At 43.8% G+C, this 14,761-nt stretch carries 16 protein-coding genes and 1 pseudogene; 7 read left to right on the top strand and 10 right to left on the bottom strand.

Annotated features, from left to right (window positions below; all coding sequences use genetic code 11):
- Nucleotides 1-12: 12 nt before the first annotated feature.
- Nucleotides 13-141: a hypothetical protein gene (locus F6K52_RS09145; protein ID WP_293076607.1), complete on the top strand. Its 129-nt coding sequence runs from the start codon at nt 13-15 to the stop codon at nt 139-141.
- Complete coding sequence (locus F6K52_RS09140) at nt 132-899, top strand: SDR family NAD(P)-dependent oxidoreductase (protein WP_293076605.1); 768 nt, start codon at nt 132-134, stop codon at nt 897-899. Before F6K52_RS09145 ends, F6K52_RS09140 begins: the two co-directional genes overlap by 10 nt.
- Nucleotides 900-1,187: 288 nt before the next feature.
- Here the strand turns inward: F6K52_RS09140 and F6K52_RS09135 are convergent, their stop codons facing one another.
- A complete protein-coding gene (locus F6K52_RS09135; RefSeq protein ID WP_293076603.1) occupies nt 1,188-1,418 on the bottom strand; it encodes a hypothetical protein in 231 nt (76 codons plus the stop codon).
- A gap of 310 nt (nt 1,419-1,728) precedes the next feature.
- Here F6K52_RS09135 and gcvT point away from each other — a divergent pair, with 310 nt between their 5' ends.
- Nucleotides 1,729-2,886: a glycine cleavage system aminomethyltransferase GcvT gene (gene gcvT, locus F6K52_RS09130; protein WP_293076600.1), complete on the top strand. Its 1,158-nt coding sequence runs from the start codon at nt 1,729-1,731 to the stop codon at nt 2,884-2,886.
- A gap of 113 nt (nt 2,887-2,999) precedes the next feature.
- Here the strand turns inward: gcvT and F6K52_RS09125 are convergent, their stop codons facing one another.
- Nucleotides 3,000-3,440: a DUF4079 domain-containing protein gene (locus tag F6K52_RS09125; protein ID WP_293076632.1), complete on the bottom strand. Its 441-nt coding sequence runs from the start codon at nt 3,438-3,440 to the stop codon at nt 3,000-3,002.
- A gap of 81 nt (nt 3,441-3,521) precedes the next feature.
- Entirely contained in the window at nt 3,522-3,908 is a 387-nt protein-coding gene (locus tag F6K52_RS09120) for a DUF1830 domain-containing protein (protein ID WP_293076598.1), read from the bottom strand.
- Nucleotides 3,909-4,484: 576 nt separating this feature from the next.
- Here F6K52_RS09120 and F6K52_RS09115 point away from each other — a divergent pair.
- From F6K52_RS09115 to F6K52_RS09105, 3 genes are all read left to right on the top strand, one after another.
- Nucleotides 4,485-6,068, top strand: a complete 1,584-nt coding sequence (locus F6K52_RS09115; RefSeq protein ID WP_293076596.1) for a photosystem II high light acclimation radical SAM protein — start codon at nt 4,485-4,487, stop codon at nt 6,066-6,068.
- Nucleotides 6,069-6,140: 72 nt separating this feature from the next.
- On the top strand, nt 6,141-7,493 hold the full coding sequence (locus F6K52_RS09110; RefSeq protein ID WP_293076594.1) for a DICT sensory domain-containing protein: 1,353 nt from the start codon (nt 6,141-6,143) through the stop codon (nt 7,491-7,493).
- Between the two features lie 226 nt (nt 7,494-7,719).
- Nucleotides 7,720-8,355, top strand: a complete 636-nt coding sequence (locus F6K52_RS09105) for a pentapeptide repeat-containing protein (RefSeq protein ID WP_293076592.1) — start codon at nt 7,720-7,722, stop codon at nt 8,353-8,355.
- A 79-nt stretch (nt 8,356-8,434) separates the two neighbouring features.
- On the opposite strand, the gene F6K52_RS36950 is transcribed toward F6K52_RS09105, so the two are convergent.
- From F6K52_RS36950 to glmS, 3 genes and pseudogenes are all read right to left on the bottom strand, one after another.
- Entirely contained in the window at nt 8,435-8,623 is a 189-nt protein-coding gene (locus F6K52_RS36950) for a hypothetical protein (protein ID WP_364416786.1), read from the bottom strand.
- Nucleotides 8,624-8,742: 119 nt separating this feature from the next.
- Nucleotides 8,743-9,099 (bottom strand): annotated as a pseudogene (locus tag F6K52_RS36945) (Uma2 family endonuclease); the annotation flags it as partial.
- 160 nt (nt 9,100-9,259) lie between these two features.
- Nucleotides 9,260-11,176 (bottom strand): glutamine--fructose-6-phosphate transaminase (isomerizing), encoded by a 1,917-nt coding sequence (glmS, locus tag F6K52_RS09095; protein ID WP_293076590.1) that lies wholly within the window; start codon nt 11,174-11,176, stop codon nt 9,260-9,262.
- A gap of 4 nt (nt 11,177-11,180) precedes the next feature.
- Here glmS and F6K52_RS09090 point away from each other — a divergent pair, with 4 nt between their 5' ends.
- Nucleotides 11,181-11,312: a hypothetical protein gene (locus tag F6K52_RS09090; RefSeq protein WP_293076588.1), complete on the top strand. Its 132-nt coding sequence runs from the start codon at nt 11,181-11,183 to the stop codon at nt 11,310-11,312.
- Nucleotides 11,313-11,315: 3 nt separating this feature from the next.
- Here F6K52_RS09090 and psaC read toward each other — a convergent pair whose 3' ends face one another.
- The 4 genes from psaC to F6K52_RS09070 all read right to left on the bottom strand — a co-directional run bounded on the left by psaC (nt 11,316) and on the right by F6K52_RS09070 (nt 14,504).
- On the bottom strand, nt 11,316-11,561 hold the full coding sequence (gene psaC / locus F6K52_RS09085; RefSeq protein WP_006616272.1) for a photosystem I iron-sulfur center protein PsaC: 246 nt from the start codon (nt 11,559-11,561) through the stop codon (nt 11,316-11,318).
- 281 nt (nt 11,562-11,842) lie between these two features.
- The gene (locus F6K52_RS09080) at nt 11,843-13,342 is read right to left on the bottom strand and encodes a hypothetical protein (RefSeq protein ID WP_293076586.1); all 1,500 of its coding nucleotides are present in this window, start codon (nt 13,340-13,342) and stop codon (nt 11,843-11,845) included.
- Between the two features lie 647 nt (nt 13,343-13,989).
- Nucleotides 13,990-14,325, bottom strand: a complete 336-nt coding sequence (locus F6K52_RS09075; protein ID WP_293076584.1) for a XisI protein — start codon at nt 14,323-14,325, stop codon at nt 13,990-13,992.
- Nucleotides 14,313-14,504, bottom strand: a complete 192-nt coding sequence (locus F6K52_RS09070) for an element excision factor XisH family protein (RefSeq protein ID WP_293076581.1) — start codon at nt 14,502-14,504, stop codon at nt 14,313-14,315. The genes F6K52_RS09075 and F6K52_RS09070 overlap by 13 nt, the downstream gene beginning before the upstream one ends.
- Between the last annotated feature and the right edge of the window lie 257 nt (nt 14,505-14,761).

Here is a 14,761-nt window from a genome sequence, read left to right as displayed (position 1 = left end):
TTTATTATAGCTATGAGGTACATAGGTATTTTTTACTCTCTGCTCTTGCCTCTTGCCTTTTGCCTTTTGCCTTTTGCCTCTTGCCTCTTGCCTCTTGCCTACTCCCTACTCCCTGCGCGGAGCGCTAATAAATGTTTATAGATGGAATTAACAATGCCAATGCCTTAATTATCGGTTCTAATGGAGGTATTGGTCTGGCGTTTGTCAAACAATTGCTGAAAGATGACAGATTTACCAAGATTTATGGTACTTATCGTCACCGTGACTCTAGTTCGGAATTAATTGCCCTTGAAAACAACTATCCTAATCGATTAGTTTGTCTATCGATGGATATTACCGATGAGTTGCAAGTATCTGAAGCTATCAAACAAATCAGTGTAGAGATAGACAAACTCCACTTAGTGATTAATTGTGTTGGATTGCTTCATGATGGCAGCTTACAACCAGAAAAAAGCTTGAAACAGATTAATTCAGAACACTTGATACGTTACTTCCAGGTTAACAGTATTGGAGCAGTGCTGCTGGCTAAACATTTATTACCATTATTCCGTCATAGCGATCGCAGTATTTTTGCTAACATTTCTGCCAAAATTGGCAGTATTGGTGATAACAAACTGGGAGGATGGTATGGCTATCGAGCATCGAAAGCAGCCTTAAATATGTTTATGCGAACGGTGGCAATTGAATACAGTAGAAAAAGTCCTAAAACTATCGTTGTTACCTTGCATCCTGGTACAACCAATACGCGCCTTTCTAAACCCTTTCAAAAAAATGTACCTGCTGATAAGTTATTCCCAGTAGAGCGTACTGTTACTCAACTACTAGCGGTGATCGAAAAGCTGGATAAAGAAGATAGTGGACAGTTTTTCTCATGGGATGGAAGCGAGTTACCTTGGTAAGCTACTGATAGCATTTAGCTATCAGCTATCAGCTTTCAGCTCTCAGTTATCAGCTCTCAATCAGCTTTTGAATAAAACAGCTAAGGATTAGTTTAATAGTCACAAAACTCTTTTATAGAAAAGAGTTAAGGATTAGTTGAATAGTCACGAAAGAGGTTGATTGTCAGCTGACCGCTGAACGCGCACGCGTGAGCTTTTAGCTGACCGCTGACCGCTGACCGCTGAATGCTGACCGCTGACCGCTTGCTAAATGCTTAGATAAAGCCTTTATTCAGTCTTGATAACTGACTAGTTTGAGTCGTCTTTAGCAACGTTATCCCTAGGAAAACCCGATATCAATCCGCTTTCAATCATCAAACCAATCCCGGCATTAATCACCACTAAGCTTAAGGTCCCTAACCAAAACCAAGGCTCTCCTTCAATTCGTTTAGAAACGGCTTCTCCAAATAAGCATAAACCTAAGGGAAAAAGCAAAACTCCAACTTGAGATTTGATATACCAAATTACTTTCTTTTTCATGGTAGTGGGATATTATTTACCAATACAATATAGTAGCTTAATGGTGATAAATTTAAAAGTTGCGCGTCTACCAACTATTTACCAACTGTTGTTAATAAAACACGAAATTGTAACGGGCAAGATGCCCATTCCACATTGTGCTAAACGGGCAAGATGCCCATTCCACATTGTGCTAAACGGGCAAGATGCCCATTCCACATTGTGCTAAACGGGCAAGATGCCCATTCCACATTGTGCTACGGTAACGCATCTGAATAATACCAGATAAATGTTAGACTAACCTGATAACTAAACACCATTATTAAAACCCGTGGCAAATTCCCCAGGATCTCCAGAGTCCCAATCCGAAACCCCTAAATTGGCTCGCACTCCCCTATTTGACCAGGTGGTAGCACAAAATGCCCGCTTGACAGCTTTTGCGGGTTGGGAAATGCCAGTACAATTTAGCGGATTGAAAAAAGAACATGCTGCAGTACGAACTGCTGTCGGAATTTTCGACATCTCCCATATGGGTAAGTTTGCTTTTAATGGTAAGCAACTACGGGAGCAATTGCAGTCTCTAGTACCTTCGGATTTAACCCGCTTACAACCGGGTCAAGCTCAATATACGGTGTTGTTAAATCCGAATGGTGGAATCATTGATGACATTATCTTCTACTACCAAGGTGAGGAGAAGTCTGGGGAGCAGCGGGGGATGATGATTGTTAATGGAGCAACCTGCACCAAAGACAAAGACTGGTTGTTAGCTCACCTAGATACTGATTTAGTTACCTTACAAGACCTCTCAACATCAAAAGTGTTGATCGCAGTACAGGGACCATTGGCTTTATCACATCTTCAGCCATTTGTCAAAGAACCCTTAGCACCAGTCAAAGGGTTTGGACATCTAGAGGCAACGGTGTTGGGGAAACCGGCATTTATAGCTAGAACCGGTTACACCGGGGAAGATGGATTTGAGCTGATGCTAGACCCAGATGTGGGCATAGAGCTGTGGCTAAAACTGTTAGAGTCTGGTGTCACTCCGTGTGGTTTAGGTGCCAGAGATACCCTGCGCCTAGAAGCGGCAATGGCACTCTACGGACAAGATATTGATGATACCACGACACCCTTAGAAGCTGGGTTAGGTTGGCTAGTGCATCTTGATAGCAAAGGAGACTTTATCGGACGCTCGGTGCTAGAGCAACAAAAAGCAACGGGGATCGAGCGCAAGCTAGTTGGGATCCAGATGCAAGGAAGGCAGATTGCTCGCCATGGATACCCAGTCCTAGCTGATGGTGAGGTGGTAGGAGTTGTCACTAGTGGTACATTAGCACCAACCTTAGGAAATGCGATCGCACTAGCCTATGTTCCCAAAAAGTTGGGCAAAGTTGGACAGGAGCTGGAAGTAGAAATCCGGGGTAAATCCTATCCTGCCCTTGTGGTCAAGAAGCCTTTTTATCGTTCTGAAAGTCGTCCATCCGCGAAGTAAAGGCATCCATCCCTGACAGATCTTAAACTTTCAACTTTCAACTTTCAACCAACTTTCAACTTTCAACTTTCAACTTTCAACTTTCAAAATCAAAACTAACAATTAAAAAATAACTAATGCCTCATATATTTCTGGACAACTTCCCAACCACTAAGGGAAACCCAGGTAAATCCCACTAGCAAGGCAATGTTGGTAGCAACGTGAACAGCCTTTGCTAAGGGTTGTTGAGGACTAATTTGGGTAGCACTAAAGGCTGAGAGCAACACCAGTGCTACCACAGACCATCCAGCAATTAAGTGGGCTGAATGACCTAGATGACCGTAATGGCCGATAGTACCTACTAAACCAATCCCCAGCAGAACCAAGACTAGAGCGACCATGATCCAGCCAATGATGTAGTGCACAGGGCGTAACCAAGTCGGTCGTGGACGTCCGGAGTTACGTTGATAAAACGCAATGCTGCCGGTGATTGCCAGGAGTACATAGGCACATAGGGATAAACCCATTGACCAAGCAGCAATTTTCCAGAGCCAGAGAAAAGAAGGGAGATTCACAGCGGTGTAGGGTGATAGAACATACAATCTAAAAGGGGTTGCTCAATCGAGTAAGCAACCCCAAAGTATAGATTATAGTAACTAGACCGCGCTAACCAGCCTAGGCAATTTTTCAGTTAACACTCTTTGAGTATCAACTGTTTCTGGATGTGGTTTAATATCAGCAGTTTCGGCTGATTCGCTGGAAACTTCATAGCCATAGGAATTACCATTTTGGCTAACCAATAAGCGGTGACAAGGGATAGTATCTGAGAGAATAGAACTTGCCATCATCCCCGTATGTATTTCTACAAGAGCCTGTGGCGGTGCTTCAAAAACTAAGCGCTGCCCTGGGAAAACAACTCTTTCAAAGTACCAGTTAGGTATATTAGTTATTCTAGCAATCTGGATCTGGCTAGTGGCGTTCACATAGCAGCACAGAAGGGAATCCTGACTATCTGAAGGAACAGGATCAAAAATTTGTGTCATAACGGCTGTATTTATTCTCTAAAGATTAATTTATTACAAACACTAAGGTAGCATTTATGATCCCGGCGAGTTGTAAACATGGCTACTAATCATTGAAGCCCAACTCAGCCGCTCACCTATAAAACCGAGTAAGAATGCTAATTATTGCTATTATTTAGGGTTATTTGCTTTTTTTTGCGATATTCAGCATAACTTAGGTCTAATGCTCACTCTATAAAGCCTATTCTAGTACTTTACGCTATTAGATAACTTGATGCTGATTTTTGATCCCTATACATAAAAATACCATAAGGTTGAGGTAAATCCCTAATTTTGCTAAAGTTAAGATATGTAAACACCAATTTCATAATTCTTGCCCACCCTTGGTAGGTTCTGCCCGCCGTAGTCTCAAAGTAGAGAAAACGGCGGTAGATAAATCTGTCTATAACTCTAGGTATAGATCAGGGGTGAAATATTGAGCTTAATTGGCCTTTAGGCCACGCTACGCTAAGGGAATTGGTCAAAAATAACCCAAACTAACCTTATTGATAGAAAAAACTTATAATAACAAAAAACCATTACTATAAACAGTTACCAATGGAACAGAAAATACTATACGTTCGCCTTCCGTGTAATCCAATCTTTCCGATCGGGGTAGTCTATTTAGCTGACCATGTTCATAAACAGTTCCCGGATATAGAACAGCGCATTTTTGACTTGGGAACTGTACCTCCCCTAGACTTTGGTAGCGCCTTGGATACTGAAATAGACAAGTTTAAACCAACCCTGTTGGTATTTTCCTGGCGCGACATTCAAATCTATGCTCCAGTGGGTGGTAGAGGTGGTAACCCCCTCCAAAATGCCTTTGAGTTTTACTATGCTGGCAATCCCTTCGTGAAATTACGGGGAGCTCTGGGGGGTCTGCGTTTAGCGGCGTCTTACTATGGCGAACTGTGGGGTAACTTGGGGTTAATCAAACAAGGACTCAAACGGGCTAAACGATATAACCCAGACGCTCGCTTGATTGTGGGGGGTGGAGCAGTTAGTGTATTCTATGAGCAGTTGGAAAATAAACTGCCAACTGGAACCATCGTTTCTGTTGGAGAAGGGGAAACCTTAATCACTAAAATTCTCCGGGGTCACGACTTCGATGATCAGCGGTGTTATGTGGTAGGACAAGCTAAGCCACGCGATCGCATGATCCATGAGTCTCCCACTCCCATTGAAAAAATTGCTTGCAACTACGACTATATTCAAACCATCTGGCCGAGCTTTGATTATTACTTCCAACAGAACGACTTTTACATTGGAGTTCAAACCAAGCGTGGGTGTCCCCATAACTGCTGCTACTGTATCTATACCGTTGTAGAAGGGAAACAGGTACGGATTAACCCGGCAGATGAAGTGGTCGCAGAAATGCGCCAACTCTATGACCGAGGCATCCGCAAGTTCTGGTTCACTGATGCTCAGTTCATTCCTGCCAAAAAATTCATTGGTGATGCCGTTGAACTGTTGCAGACAATCCTTGATGCTGGCATGAGCGACATTAACTGGGCAGCATACATTCGGGCAGACAATCTTACCCCAGAATTATGCGACCTGATGGTAAAAACCGGGATGAATTACTTTGAAATCGGAATTACCAGTGGTTCTCAGGAACTGGTGCGGAAAATGCGCATGGGCTATAACCTACGCACTGTACTGCAAAACTGTCGTGATTTAAAAGCAGCTGGCTTCAATGACCTAGTTTCCGTCAACTATTCTTTCAATGTGATCGATGAAACCTTTGATACCATTCGTCAGACTATTGCCTATCACCGGGAACTAGAGGAAATATTTGGTAGGGATAAAGTTGAACCAGCCATTTTCTTCATTGGTCTACAACCCCATACCCATTTAGAACAGTACGCCTTTGACAAAACTATCCTCAACCGGGACTATGATCCCATGAGTTTGATGCCCTGGACAGCCAAGAAACTCCTATGGAATCCCGAACCCCTAGGGTCTTTCTTTGGTGAAGTTTGTCTAGAAGCTTGGCGGAAAAATTCTAATGATTTTGGCCGTGAAGTGATGACAATCCTTGAAAAAAGACTAGGAGTGGCTCCATTAGAAGCAGCACTCACTGCCCCAATAGTAGCAAATAAATACCAAGAAAAACAACCGGTCAGTTTAAGTAAATAGAAAGGTGAAATTACCAAATTAAATTAACAAAATTAAATTAACAAAATTAAATTAACATTTTTTTTAGTAACCATGCGCTCAGGTTCGATATTACAACAACTAGAACAAGCCCATCGCGGCACTAAAAAACCTTTAAGCTTTGGAGTTTATTACAAAAATACCTTAGTATCGCTGTGCCATGCCCTAGAAGACTTTATCCTAGAGTCGGACAGTGCTCCACTAATGATTACGGCATTCCAGCGGGGCCAATGGTATCTAGAGGAAGCTGAACGCTATGGCGATATAGCGCTGAAATCATCTCAGGTGGTAATCCTAGCCGCACCAGATGCTGGCTTTGCTGAACATCCCACCAGTCAACGATCGAATGTTGCCCTAGTTAGTTTAGAGTCCTCCGATCCTGTAGCTCAAGAGTGGCACTTGATTATTATTTCCGAGACATACACAGCAATGGTGTTATGTCAAGAATTATCTGAGTCGGATTATGGCACTCAAGGACAGCCAGAGCAAGACCGAGAGCGCAAATTCTATGGATTCTGGACATTTGAGCCAGACTTGGTCAGGGAGACAGTGGAGTTTGCGATCGCTCACATTGGTAACTATAACCAAGACTTGCAAGCTAGCTTAACGGCACAACTTCAAAAGATGATCGACAGCACCAGGCCACGAAACTATATTGGGGCAGTGGTGAATCAGGTCGTGAACTATCTTCAGAAAGGTCAACAAGAGTTACCGCCCCATACCTCCCCGAGCCAAGCTCAGGTGTTAGACGATAACCTCGTTTCTAATGAAATGCAGGCTTTCTTGCGTATGGCTCAGCTAATTGACCAAGCGGATGCTATCAATCCTAACGCTGGCGCTGAGGTAAAAACCTTGTGTGAGACTATCGGACAGTTGCTGGATTTACCAGCATGGCAACTGAAACGTTTAAGTCTGGCAGCACTCTTGCATCGTCTATCCCCCTTGCAGGGGGTCAAGATAAAACTACCCCCTAAGTCAGCTGCTCAGAAAGAGGTGATCGAGAAGCAGGAATCTCTTCCGAGGGGATCGGTGTTAAGGATTATGCCTAGATTGCAGGCTGTCGCTAACATTATTACCCACCAAACCGAATCCTGGGATGGTTCAGGACAACCGGATGGCTTAGCTTACGATAATATTCCCTTGGAATCGAGGATTTTGAGGCTGATGGCTTATTTTCAGCAGCAACTCAATACCTATAAATCTCAGGACGATGCTCTGTCTCAAGGTCTAAGAAACTGTCAGGCATTGTCAGGGGAAGCGTTTGACCCTAAACTGGTGGAAACCCTGGGGCTGATAGTGATGGGAATGCAGCAGGGTATGAGTTTGCAGGCTAATCAGCCTAAAATTGCTTCAGGGATGTGGTTGCTTGATTCCTTATCTGAGGAAAAAGTAACGGTTGAAGGATGAAGGAAGAAAAGTTGTTCGCGCACGCGTGGCCTTTGGTCAAGGTTATCAAGGTTGAACGCGATTGCGTGGCCAAAGGCCAAGGTTGAACGCGATTGCGTGGCCAAAGGCCAAGGTTGAACGCGATTGCGTGGCCTTTTGGCCAAGGTTGAACAGTTAAAGGTTGTTCTTGCCCAGGGGTCTGGTGTAGGGTAGGTTGAAGGATGAACACTTAAAGGTTAGAGGGTTGATGGAAATTGAAGCAATTCGGGCGGGGAAAGTAAAGCAACTGCCAGGAGCAGATTTGGAAGATGAGGATCTTTCCGGTAGCCAATTGGAAAAAATTAATCTTGCTGGTGCAACACTTGTAGGGGTAAATTTCTCTGGCTCTAATTTGAATGGTGCTCGTCTCGATGGTGCTAACTTAATTGGTGCCAAACTCGAATCTGCTGACTTGCGGGCGAATTTGCTTGGTGCTAACTTGATGCAGGCGGATTTGAGTGGTGCGGATTTGCGGGGTGGTAATCTCCGAGGCGCTAATTTGATGGGGGCTAAGTTGAGTCAGACTTGCTTTACCGGTGCTTTTTTAAGTGGTGCCAATTTGATGGGGGTCAATTTGCAAGGAGTGGATTTGCGAGGGGCAGATTTGCGAGGAGCTAATCTTAATAGTGCCAATTTGAAGGGAGCAGATTTGTCTCAGGCAGATTTACAAGGGGCAACCTTAACTGAAGCAAATCTGGAAGAGGCCGATCTGCGTGGAGCTAATCTATCTGGTAGTAATCTCAGTGGGGCGAATTTGCTTTGTGCTGAGATGGATGGGGCTTCTTTGAGTGGTGTTAATTTGGATCGAGCTTGTTTAGTTGGAACTTGTGTGCCTGAGGGATAATTGGCAATAGTGGCGCTTCGGATATAAAGGATGGCAGCTGGGGAGGTGTGTGATGGAATTGCTTACCAATAAGTAAGACTTATTTCGATTGAAAAAATTGATTTTTTAATTCCCGTAACATTCTGCTTGTTCCTTGATTAATTGCCTGTTCTACGAGTTGAGGAATCTGTGTAGTTAAGGATAAATTGGGAAAGGTTGGACTGATCGACGTTTCTTGATAATTTCCATCTTTGATGATGTAAATTTTAAGTTGTTGTTTGCGATAAATCCATACTTCAGGAACACCAATGGCTGCATAAACCTCAAGAGTTGTTTTTGTTCGCGTAGCGTCGGCTCTGCCGAGGTAACATCAGATTCTATAGCTAAGTCTGGCGGTGGATAAATGTCTAAGTCAATGTGAGTACAGCCTCGCATTTGAGGAGCATTCTGAATATAAAGACAGGTATCCGGTTCAACACCAGCAATTTCAGGACGTTTAAAGGTAGTTGAACCAAAATCTTCCCAGTCGCGCCCCTGTAGGTTTAATATGCCTTTAACAATATCGGCAATAATCCGGTGGGGTCTTTCGTGAATGGCAAGGGGGGACATGATTTCTAAATTTCCTTGATAGTAGGTCAGCCGCACTCGTCGCTTTTCCCCAAGTTCCTCAAGAATTGTTTCAAAGTCTTCCCATTTAAGGTTATCTATAGTAATAGCACTACCGGGTGTGAGTTGGATAGCTTTGATGGGTATGGTAACGGTCATGGTTTTTCCTCAACTGTACCCACGTGATGGGTAAGTCCTAATTTGGTTAATTTGAGGGGCGGAGTGCGATCGCAAAATGCCTACACAAAATGCGATCGCATTGACAAATGCTAACTAGTCGGTGGGTTTAAGCAACACCGTTCAGCAGTCAACAAAAAATCTATTCCACAGTCACCGACTTCGCCAAATTCCTGGGCTGATCCACATCCAACCCTCGCCTTGCCGCAATGTGATAGGCTAACAACTGCAACGGAATCACCGCCAGAATTGGTGAAAGCAACTCCTCCACTTCTGGTACAGGTAACAAATCATCAAAGATATCCATCGCCTCTTTGCCATTGCTCGGTGTCACCCCAATCAACCGAGCATCCCGGGCTTTAGCTTCCTGAGCATTAGAAATTACCTTCTCATAGACAGTACCGGGCATTGCGATCGCAACCACAGGCACCTTAGCATCCAGCAGAGCAATCGGACCATGCTTCATTTCCCCAGCTGGGTAGCCTTCAGCATGAATATAACTAATTTCCTTAAGTTTTAGCGCCCCTTCTAAAGCAATCGGAAAATTAATCCCCCGTCCTACAAAGATAAAGTCTTGGGTTTCCGCAAAGTCATGGGCTAATTCTTCAATATACTTTTCTTGACTTTCCAGCACCTGCTCAATCTGAGTAGGCAATTGCCGCAAGCCTGCCATAATTACTTTAATTTTTTCAGCGGCGAGAGTATTACGTCGATAGGCTAACTCTAGCGCTAGACAATAAAATGCCACTAACTGAGTCACAAAGGTTTTAGTAGCCGCCACCCCAATTTCAATCCCTGCCTGGGTATCAATCACATGAGGCACCAACTGAGCCAAAGAACTTTCTGGTCGATTCGTAATTCCCAGGAGTCGAGGCTGATACAGATGGTCTAATCCACTGCGACGGTGTTTTTCCATCTCCAGTGCTGCTAAGGTATCAGCAGTTTCCCCAGACTGAGTTACCCCAATGGTTAGAGTATTCTTAGTTAACGGACCTGGTGCATAACGAAACTCAGATGCATACTGCACCATGGTGGGAATTCCTGCCAACTGCTCCAACAAATATTTACCCACCAAACTAGCGTGCCAACTGGTTCCACACGCCAGAATCTGAATCTGTTCTACATCCTCGTACAGTGACTCTGGTATGCCTAACTGAACTGGGGAATTAGCCAGGTCTGCCTCTGCCTCTGTAGGATTAGCATGCCAATTACTATTGAGATACCGCTCGAAACAGTTGCGCACCACCCCTGGTTGCTCATAAATTTCCTTAAGCATAAAGTGTCGGAATCCTTGCTTTTCCACTTGAAAAGGATTCCAACTGAGGGTACGGGGGAACTTATTCAACCGACGACCCTCAAAGTCGTAAACTTCTGCCCCTAGGGGAGTTAACCGTGCGATTTCTCCATTGTCTAAGTTCAATACTGCCCTGGTATGGGGTAACAATGCTGGGGTATCTGAGCCAAAGAAAAATTCCCCTTGACCAAACCCAATAATCAAAGGAGCCTGTTGCCGCACTCCAATCAATTCATCAGGATAGTCAGCACAAAGGATAGCTAGGGCAAACGCTCCCTGTAATCGATTCACGGTTTGCCGCACTGCTTCTAGGAAAGGAGAGAAGAAAGAAGAGGAAGAAGCCGAATTTTGCTGTAAACACTCAGCAATTAGATGGGGAATAACTTCTGTATCGGTATCGGAGCGGAATTCATGTCCCCGCTGGATCAATTCCTCCCGCAATTCCCGGTAGTTTTCAACAATGCCATTTTGTACCACTGCCACCCGCATTGCCATATCCATGTGGGGGTGAGCATTATACTCTTCCGGTTTACCATGGGTTGCCCAGCGCGTGTGTCCAATGCCAATCCGCGCCTGGTTTTCGATTTGTACCAGTTTTTCGCGCAAATTGTGCAATTTTCCCTTAGCACGTACACAATTAACCTCACCTTCCGAGACTGTGGCAATCCCAGCAGAATCATAGCCTCGATATTCGAGTTTCTCTAATCCTGCCATTAAAATTTCTGTAGCGATTTGCGGACCGATATAGCCGACAATTCCACACATAGTATTGAGTTTAGTAAGTAAGCATAATACTCAAACTATAGCCATGGTAAGAGTGGAGTGTCCTGTGTTGACGGTTGACCGTCAACGGTTGACCATCAACAGTCAACCGTCAACATCAGATAGATTGCTAGGTTAATGGTTAGTAAGCCAAGCCCATGCTGCGAGTTGTTTCAGCTCCCAGGTAAACCCGGACGCTCAAGAAGTCAGTAGGACAAGCAGTTTCGCATCGCTTGCAACCAATACAGTCTTCTGTACGAGGAGAAGAGGCAATCTGACCAGCTTTACAGCCATCCCAGGGAACCATCTCCAATACATCTAGAGGGCAAGCCCGAACACATTGGGTGCAACCAATACAGGTATCGTAAATTTTAACGCTATGAGACATTGATTTAAGAACTCCTACATTTTTTTATCGGACATTGCGGAAAAACCGCTTACCTGTCTCCTTCGGAAAATTGGGGATATTCCCGATGATTCCACCAGGATTATCTTTGCCTAGGTTCGTATTGTCGGCGTTTCAGGCAAACGACAGGGAATTTTAAGGATCAAGGGCTAGTTTACCGCAGGGTTTTGATAGTCTTACGCCAGAGGTTACAGAACTTTAAATTCTTTAATATATCAGTATCAGAAACTATTGTGTGATCGAACCTAATCTATGGGTCAACCTCAGGAAGAACGATAACGGGGAAACCTTGGTAATTCAATAGACGCTAAGGATTTGCGCCCTTTGGAGGGACGTAGGGGATAGAGTACTGGTGATGGCGACTGACCGTGAGACGGAAATACCTCATTGGTCTGATTTGACTGTGACTCAGGCTCTATGATATCTTCTGGAAATTCCTGACTCGATGGATTGGCTTCAGGCTCCAAGGTATGAGTATGCTCTGACCTACTGGTTTCCTCAGGGTCACTAATCAATTCAAGGGTTTGGTCAGATTCATCTAAGTTAGTGGTTAAGAGTGTGGTTTCTAGGTCTGATCTACCATCGACTTTAGTATCAGCCCACTCTGATGGCAACTCGGACAACCCAAATTCCTCTGCGAGGGCAGACATTTGTTCAATTAACTGTTGTGCTACTTCTAATTCTTTGGCTGTCACATTTTCAGGGGAGATTCCCTGAGTTTCACCTGATGCCGAAGCATCTGCTGGGGATATCGGATCAGTTTGGTTAGGTTGGCTGCTGTCAACCGATAACGCTTCTGTGGTATATTTAGACTTGTCAGGAGAATTACCAGTACTGTTGAAAATGAATTCTTCTGCAAATAAATCTGGGTCAGCAGACCAAGGTCTAATGGGCTGAGCTTTTTGTAGCAAAGATTGCTGAGCAATAATGCTCCGACTCTCTTGCTGTTGTACTACAGAACTCTCAGAGGCAGGCATTTCCAGACACTTTTCTAAAGCTACCTTAAATTGCAAGGTTTGCTGTTGTTGTCGGTATAAACGGGTTCTAAGTTCTCGACACGTATCTTTCAATTGCACCAGCTGGTGAGATTGTTCGTTGTAGCGCTGTTGGGTTTGGGAATAGTCCTGCTCGAGTCTGGCAACTTGATCCTGAGAGCTTTGTAACTGTTCTGATAAGGTTTCGACCAAAATTTGCTGGCGTTGACCGGATTGATGGGATGATTCTAGAGTGTGGAACAAACGGGTTAATTGGTCTTGAACTGTATTGAGTTCCAGATCTTTTGTGGACAGGAGTTTGTCGTACTCTCGCAATTGCTTAGCTTGTCCGTTTAACTCCTGCTGTTTTTCCTGGAGTGCTTGCTGCAGCTGAGTCACTTGCTGCTGTAAGCGATGATTGTCCAAGCGCAGTTTTTGAGCTAAGGCAAACCATTCACCATCTTTGGCTAACTGTTGCTCAGAAACATCAGCTATCTCACTGTCAGTATCAGTATTATCAGTATCATCAGTGCCATCAGTATCGGTTTCTGTAACTGATGATGCCATAGTGGTAAGCAGTGATTCTATAGTCTGTTCTAGTATTGACTGTTCAATAAGATTATCTATATCATCAGATACGATTGCGAAATCATCAGCTACTGGTGCGAAGCTGAGCATTTTTGGGTTATGGTCGGTCTGCTGCTGATCTTGCTTCTTAGTATCCTGGTTATCCATTTCGGTAGTAGACTCACGCAGGGGAAGGTTATTGGGTTTTTCAGATTCACTCATTGCTCTTCATCAAGGGGTTCACAATTTCACCATTGGGGCAAGGAGCCAAAAAGTCAATTCCTCAAGATGATTTTAGTCTTGAGGGGCAACTTTAGGTCAAGATGCAGACTCTTGAAAGTGCCGATGGCTTGGTATTGACTTAAGTTTGGGCGCAGATGGTTGATATTACCTTACTACTTACTAATCCAAGAATAATGCATAAAAATTGACTGGCTAAAAATTTTGAGACCAAAAATGGATGCTGATTAGAAAACAGGAGCTAGGAAGCAACAATTTAATACAAATGTACTATTATTTATCAATGAGCTAAGCCTTCCCGTAGCCTAGCCATAGGTCAATCGCCATTTCAGTTTTTGATAAATCTGATTACTATATACCGTTTGGATATGAAAAACTAGCAGTATTTTTAATTAGCTAATTTGCCATAGTTTAGATATTAAATTTAGTAATTTATATTTGATAATAGCATTTTATTTATTCAATTGTCAACTATTAAAATTCAATCCCTTCATCTGTTTTAAAGACAGGGCAAGGGATTACAGAGAGGGCAAAGTTTGCTTTAAATAAGAAGAAGGGGGATTGATATCAGAGTCGGAAATACCCCCTGGCTGATAACCAGTGAAAAAAGCGATTGGCCTCTGGCCATTCTACGCGATCGCATAACCAGTATGGGGACGAACGTCTGGTGGGTGAAACCCTAGCACAATATCTGATTTGGGAATCCCTGCAGCGACTAGTTCTTCTGTGATGCCATCTTCGATACCATCCCGTTGAATCCAGATTTTTCCATCAATAATCTGAACATGCGTAATGCAGCCGTGGACTCGACGTTTGCCATCCCAGCCAACAACCATGAGCATAAAATGATTGTTGAGACAATCGGCAATGGCATAACTTTGGATATCGCCGTGACTGTAGCTAATCCGAGCGTAACGCTCTAGAATTTCTCGAATTAATCTAGAATACTCATCTAATCTATCCATTGGACTATTTCTTCTCCTTCTGCATCAAAAATTAGCAAATTCAACTGATTGTTATCAATAGCAATTCGAGCAATTTTCTCTTGAAAAAAAACTAAGTAAACTGCATTGCGAATCCCTAGATATAATGTTCGTTCGCTTTTAGCGTGACCAAAGGTCAATCTCGATGGTAGCTTGATCACGCTTTAGGCATTGATCACGAGGAGAAATTTTGAATATTGAAAGAAAACGTTACACAAACCGGCAGATTTTTACGATATTATTTTTTATTTTAATGAGGTACATATTGTTGTTTACCTCCTGCCTCTTGCCTCTTGCCTCTTGCCTCTTGCCTCTTGCCTTCCCCTCCTGGGAGGGGTTAGGGGTGGGTTCCTCTTGCCTCTTGCCTCTTGCCTCTTGCCTCTTGCCTCTTGCCTCTTGCCTCTTGCCTTCCCCTCCT

It is taken from the genome of Moorena sp. SIO3H5 (genome assembly GCF_010692395.1).
GTDB lineage: Bacteria > Cyanobacteriota > Cyanobacteriia > Cyanobacteriales > Coleofasciculaceae > Moorena.
This window is presented reverse-complemented; position numbering and strand designations above follow the sequence as displayed.